Below are 4,650 nucleotides of genomic sequence, written 5' to 3' on the forward strand. Positions count from 1 at the left end.
CAAGCCGGCCCCCCGCCGATGCCGCGACCGCCGGCCGGGCGGGCGCGGCGGTAACGGCGGCGGCTGCCCAGGCGGCGGGCCCTGGTACCGGCCGCGGGGATCCCCTTCTGGATAGCTCACTGCTGCGGCGGGAGGGGGGGGGGGGGGGCCGGCAACGGAGGCGGCGCGCTGAACAAGGGGTGCAGCGCCGCGACGGTCGAGGCCGGCGCCCACCCCGCCATTCCGTCGGTCCACACCACGGTGTCGCGGGTGAGTTGCCCGTTGGCGACGAATTGCCGTAGCGCGCTGACGGGATACGGACCCGCGGGCTGACCGCCGTTGTCGAAATGGAATTGCTGCTGTGGCGGCAACGGCGGGGGAGCGCCCGTGAACCCCGCGGGTTGCTGTGGCTGTTGGTAATTACCCTGGGCCGCGCCGGCCATCTGACCCCCGAGCGCAACGCCGAGGCCGGCCTGGATGGCCGCGCCGGCGGCCCCGCCGCCCTCGTTCTGCGCCGCCGCCAACATCGCGTCGGCCCTGCGCGCCTGCTCGAAGCGGTTCAAATCGCCGACGTTGTTGAGGAATCCACTTTCCTCCAGTCCCCGCGCGACGCCGCGGGTCATCGCCTGCTGAATCTCCTCCGGCAACGAGATCGTCATGGTGACGGCGTCGATCCCGAGACCGAACGCCTGGACGCGCTGGGCGACAAACTCGCGCAGCTTGTCCGACAGCTCCACCTGGCGGCCCTGCAGGTCGATCGCGCCGAGGCCGCTGCCCATCACCATGTCGTTGAACGCCAGCGCGATATTGCGGCGGATCATCTCCGTGATCTGTTCCATGTCGACCGTGCTCTGCGTGCCGAGCACCTGGCGCAGAAACTCGGTGGGATCGGTGACCCTGACGACCGTGGTGCCATTGGCCCGCACCTGCACCATTTTGAAGTCCGGGTCGCGAACGGTCACCGGTTGCGGTGTGCCCCAACGCAAGTCGGGGTACGGGCGGGTGTTGATGAAGTAGACCTCGGATCGGAACGGGCTGTTGAATCCGTATTTCCACCCCTGCAGCGTGCCCATGATCGGCATGTTCTCGCTGGTGAGGGTGTAGTGGCCGGGATTGAACTGGTCGGCGAGCTGGCCGCGGTAGACGAACACGGCGCGCTGGCCCTCGCGGACGATCAGCTGGGCCCCGTTCTTGATCTCGTTCTGATACCGCGGGAACCGCCACGCCAGTGTCGTATTGGTGTTGTCGAGCCATTCGATGATGTCGACGAACTCGCCCCGGATCATGTCTCGCATGCCCATGCGTCAGGCCCCCTCGCGTTGCTCAGCGAACGTGATCGGTGGATTTCCTCGGCGAACCTTACGCGGCAATCGGCTGCCGCGGAGCGGTCTGGCGGCCCACTTCATCCGGCATCGTGTGGACGTGGCGCGGGCGGGGCTCAGACCTCAGACGGGGTTGCGACCACCCGAGTTCGGGGCGCATCGCGCCGCTGACCTCGACTTCGCCGTGGCCTTGGCGTCGAACATCGTCGAAGTTCGCGACGAGATCGGGCGGCGCGTTCAGTCGACCACCGACGGTCCGGACGAACCCTTGGCGCGAAAAGTGTAGGGAAATCCCTAATTGATTCGCCCGCTCCCGGGGGCCTTAGCTAAGAACCATCGCGGGGGATAGTCGCGTCAAGGAGCGGCGAGGGACACCCCACTAAGGCTGCGTGTCGTCGCAGTCGCGCTACGAAGGGGTCGTCGTGTCGAAGGATCTAACCCGTGCGCGCGTCGCGCGCGCTGACACTGCTCGGGGTAACCGCGCTGACCGGGCCCGACGGCTCCGGGCGGTCGCCGGTGTGCTGGCGGCTTTGGCCCTGGCCACGGCCATGGCGCCGCCGGCCATGCTGCCCGCGGCCGGCGCCAACCCGGGCCAGCACACCGTTGTCTATCGGATCCTCGGCGGCGGCGACGTATTCTCCGTCATCCCCGATCCCGGAACTCCGGTCTATCCGGCGACCACCACCACGTGGGTGTCGACGCCGTGGTCGCAGACGGTTCAGGTGACCGGAAGCCCTTATTTGGCACTGAACTACACCGACAAAACCGGCGGCCCGCACGACTGTGCGATCGAGGTGGACGGCCGACCCGTCCCGCTCACCGAACACACCACCGGCAGGTGCGCCTACCAGATTCCCGGCGCGGCGCAGTAAAGCGTGAACGCAGGATTCGGCAACAGAAGGAGACAGCGGTGAAGCGTGGAATCGTCGTCGGCGTAGCCGGCGTTGGCGTGGTGGTCGCGGCCTGCGCCGGCTGCTCCAGCAACAAGTCGAACACGGGAGAACCGAAACCACCGGCGCCGGCTGCGCCTCAGGTCATCGTGGACGGCAAGAAACTCAACGTCACCGGCGCGGTCACCTGCAACCCGGCCGGCAACAACATCAACATCGGTGTCGGCGACCCGGCCAACGGTGTCGGCGCCGTGGTCAGCAAGGACAACCCGCCCATCGTGCACGCGGTCGGGCTGGGCACGGTCGACGGCATCATCCTCGGATTCTCCGATGCCGCACCGGGTCAAGGTGGGAACGCCGGCGCCGCGGCAAGCGGTAATTCGTTGCAGATCAAGGGAACTGCGACCGGCGCCGACACCAGCAACCCACAGCAGCCGAAGCCGGTGACAAAGCCTTTCGAGTTGGACGTCACCTGCCCGTGAAAAACATCGCTCGAGCGGAAGTCCGAGAAGGGACGCAACGAATGTCAATCAAACGTCTGGCCGCGGCAGCGGCGGTCGCCACGAGCCTGGGCATGTCGGCAATCGTGTTCAACGCGGGCTTCGCCAGCTCCGACCCGTCCTGCCCGAACGGCAGCAAGAACTGCGGCGGCGGCACGACCACGAACCCCGGCCCGGGCTACGGCGGCACCGGGACCGTGCCGTCGCCGGGTTCGACTGTTCCGGGCGCCGGCCCGAAGCAGAGCACTCCACCAACGACGACATCGGCGAACGCGCCCAAGCAGACGACGGCGCCGCCGCCGACGACGTGGACCGGCGCACCCACGCCGACGACGACATCGCAGTGGAGCGGTCCGACGACCACCACCAGCTTCCCCGTGCAGTGTCCCAGTTGGCATCCGGACTGCACCACGTCTGGCGTGCCGGTGACGACGACTACCGGGCAGTGGGGCGGGACCACAACCGGGCCGACGACCACCGGCCAGTGGGGCGGGACCACAACCGGGCCGACGACCACCGGCCAGTGGGGCGGGACCACGACCGGGCCGACGACCACCGGCCAGTGGGGCGGGACCACAACCGGGCCAACGACAACCGGGATGTGGGGCGTGACGTCAGCCCAGCCGACGCCCGGGCAGTACAACGGAAGTCAGCAGCAGGCGCCGACCTACAACACCACCATCATCCTGAACGCGCCGGACCGGCAGCCCGAGCACCCGCCGTACTACCCGCCGCGCGGTCCCATCCTGCGCGGCAGCCCACAGTATGGCGGCCCCGTCGACGCACAGAACGGCTACTGGGTCCCCGGCCAGGGAGCGCCGACGCCGCCACCGCCGAACGGTTATGGCTGGAACAATGGCCAGGCCCCCGGTTCCCCCCCGCCGAACTGGGAGGGGCCGCCGCCCGCCGGCGGCTGGAACGGGCCGCCGCCCGCCGGTGGCTGGAACCGCCCCTGGGTCGGAGCCCCGGTCGACGCGTCCTACGGGCAGCGCTACTTCGCCCCGTTCACCTACAACAACTACACCGCGCTACCTGTCTTCAACTGGCAGTACGGTGGTTGGGGTTATTGGTTCGAGGGTCTCTGGATCCCGCTGTATTGATAAGTGCATCAGCGGGATCCGTTGCCTGTCATGGGCGGTGAGGCGGCCCCATCATGCCACCGTGGCCCATTCCGCCACCCATCATCTGTTGCATCATGGCGGGCATCCCCTGCTGCACGAACGCGGTGACCTCTCGCGCGTGCGCCCGTATGGCATCTGTGAGGGCGGGATCGTCGGCGACCTCTTCGGCGATCACACCCGTAGGAGTCAGCGTGAGGCTGCGGCGGTACCCGCCGGCCCGGCGGAAGAGCGTCGGAAGGCTCTGGCTCATGCAGGCGACTTCGGTTCCCTGATCGAGGTGGGCGTACATGCTCGAGACATGCTCTTGCAGTTGGGCGGCGAGGTCGGGGGAGTGGGATTCGGTGGTCGTGCGTACACCGCCGGCGATGTCCTCGACAACACGGCTTATCTCGTTGTGCCGCATGAACATATCCATGTAGCGACTCATGTCCATGCGATCGGCGCCCATGAAGCCGCCGCCATCGGTGAGGCGGATACCGGTCGGCGGTTGGAGAAGGTCGCGCAGGACGAATCCGAGACCGACGACGCTGCCGGCCCCGATCGCGCCGAGCGCGGCGAGCGCCGCCCGCCGTGTGAGCGGAGCCATCGCGGTCAGAGGCTTTCGCGGTGCTCGCTCAATAGCGCGACGCCGTGCCGATATTCCTCTTCGTCGATCTCTCCGCGAGCAAAGCGGTGCGCCAACGTATCCTCGGGCCTCGGGGCTGCCGCGGGACTCGCCTTGTATTGGCCGCTCCCAACCAGATTGCGGATGGCAAACGCCACCGCCACGGCCACGGCCACTAAAACCGCCGCCAAGGCGATGTACATCACGAGATCGCGCCAACCCCAACCCATGCCG

At 68.1% G+C, this 4,650-nt stretch carries 6 protein-coding genes; 3 read left to right on the forward strand and 3 right to left on the reverse strand.

Annotation, left to right across the window (positions count from 1 at the left end; all coding sequences use genetic code 11):
* Positions 1–116: 116 nt before the first annotated feature.
* The gene (locus GPY60_RS26260) at positions 117–1,280 is read right to left on the reverse strand and encodes an SPFH domain-containing protein (protein WP_156690620.1); all 1,164 of its coding nucleotides are present in this window, start codon (positions 1,278–1,280) and stop codon (positions 117–119) included.
* A gap of 443 nt (positions 1,281–1,723) precedes the next feature.
* Between GPY60_RS26260 and GPY60_RS26265 the strand changes: the two genes are divergently transcribed.
* From GPY60_RS26265 to GPY60_RS27365, 3 genes are read left to right on the forward strand one after another with little or no spacing between them, the layout of a single operon-like run.
* Positions 1,724–2,173: a hypothetical protein gene (locus GPY60_RS26265; protein WP_156690621.1), complete on the forward strand. Its 450-nt coding sequence runs from the start codon at positions 1,724–1,726 to the stop codon at positions 2,171–2,173.
* A 38-nt stretch (positions 2,174–2,211) separates the two neighbouring features.
* On the forward strand, positions 2,212–2,673 hold the full coding sequence (locus GPY60_RS26270) for a lipoprotein LpqH (RefSeq protein WP_156690622.1): 462 nt from the start codon (positions 2,212–2,214) through the stop codon (positions 2,671–2,673).
* 41 nt (positions 2,674–2,714) lie between these two features.
* A complete protein-coding gene (locus GPY60_RS27365) occupies positions 2,715–3,791 on the forward strand; it encodes an MAP_0585 family protein (protein WP_231639842.1) in 1,077 nt (358 codons plus the stop codon).
* A 28-nt stretch (positions 3,792–3,819) separates the two neighbouring features.
* Here GPY60_RS27365 and GPY60_RS26280 read toward each other — a convergent pair whose 3' ends face one another.
* Positions 3,820–4,398 carry a hypothetical protein gene (locus GPY60_RS26280; RefSeq protein WP_156690623.1) on the reverse strand — a complete coding sequence of 193 codons (579 nt, stop codon included), beginning with the start codon at positions 4,396–4,398 and terminating at the stop codon, positions 3,820–3,822.
* Positions 4,399–4,403: 5 nt separating this feature from the next.
* Positions 4,404–4,650: SHOCT domain-containing protein (locus GPY60_RS26285; protein ID WP_370462836.1), on the reverse strand; the 247-nt coding region annotated here is incomplete at its 5' end.

Origin of the sequence: Mycobacterium sp. Marseille-P9652 (assembly GCF_902652685.1) — a bacterium.
Taxonomy (GTDB): Bacteria; Actinomycetota; Actinomycetes; order Mycobacteriales; family Mycobacteriaceae; genus Mycobacterium.

What these genes read in the sequence shown, in the direction of transcription:
- GPY60_RS26280 (WP_156690623.1), bottom strand. Translation starts at nt 4,398, where the DNA reads ATGGCTCCGCTCACACGGCGGGCGGCGCTCGCCGCGCTCGGCGCGATC.
- GPY60_RS27365 (WP_231639842.1), top strand. Translation starts at nt 2,715, where the DNA reads ATGTCAATCAAACGTCTGGCCGCGGCAGCGGCGGTCGCCACGAGCCTG.
- GPY60_RS26260 (WP_156690620.1), bottom strand. Translation starts at nt 1,280, where the DNA reads ATGGGCATGCGAGACATGATCCGGGGCGAGTTCGTCGACATCATCGAA.